The following is a 992-nucleotide window of genomic DNA, read 5'->3' as shown; positions in this document are numbered from 1 at the left end:
GGAGGCATCAGTGACCAAACAGGAAAAAACCGCCCTTAACATGGCCCGCTTTATCAGAAGCCAGACATTAACGCTTCTGGAGAAACTCAACGAGCTGGACGCGGATGAACAGGCAGACATCTGTGAATCGCTTCACGACCACGCTGATGAGCTTTACCGCAGCTGCCTCGCGCGTTTCGGTGATGACGGTGAAAACCTCTGACACATGCAGCTCCCGGAGACGGTCACAGCTTGTCTGTAAGCGGATGCCGGGAGCAGACAAGCCCGTCAGGGCGCGTCAGCGGGTGTTGGCGGGTGTCGGGGCGCAGCCATGACCCAGTCACGTAGCGATAGCGGAGTGTATACTGGCTTAACTATGCGGCATCAGAGCAGATTGTACTGAGAGTGCACCATTGCGGTGTGAAATACCGCACAGATGCGTAAGGAGAAAATACCGCATCAGGCGCTCTTCCGCTTCCTCGCTCACTGACTCGCTGCGCTCGGTCGTTCGGCTGCGGCGAGCGGTATCAGCTCACTCAAAGGCGGTAATACGGTTATCCACAGAATCAGGGGATAACGCAGGAAAGAACATGTGAGCAAAAGGCCAGCAAAAGGCCAGGAACCGTAAAAAGGCCGCGTTGCTGGCGTTTTTCCATAGGCTCCGCCCCCCTGACGAGCATCACAAAAATCGACGCTCAAGTCAGAGGTGGCGAAACCCGACAGGACTATAAAGATACCAGGCGTTTCCCCCTGGAAGCTCCCTCGTGCGCTCTCCTGTTCCGACCCTGCCGCTTACCGGATACCTGTCCGCCTTTCTCCCTTCGGGAAGCGTGGCGCTTTCTCATAGCTCACGCTGTAGGTATCTCAGTTCGGTGTAGGTCGTTCGCTCCAAGCTGGGCTGTGTGCACGAACCCCCCGTTCAGCCCGACCGCTGCGCCTTATCCGGTAACTATCGTCTTGAGTCCAACCCGGTAAGACACGACTTATCGCCACTGGCAGCAGCCACTGGTAAC

1 protein-coding gene is annotated in these 992 nt (G+C 56.9%); it reads left to right on the top strand.

Going from position 1 to position 992, the window contains the following annotated elements; all coding sequences use genetic code 11:
• The coding region (locus tag SB724_RS19365) for a Rop family plasmid primer RNA-binding protein (RefSeq protein ID WP_438816568.1) at window positions 1-202 on the top strand (202 nt) is incomplete at its 5' end.
• Window positions 203-992: the final 790 nt, after the last annotated feature.

The organism is Bacillus sp. SIMBA_031, from assembly GCF_046535225.1.
GTDB lineage: Bacteria > Bacillota > Bacilli > Bacillales > Bacillaceae > Bacillus > Bacillus velezensis.
Note: the sequence above shows the minus strand (reverse complement) of the source record. Positions and strands in the feature narration are given on the sequence as shown.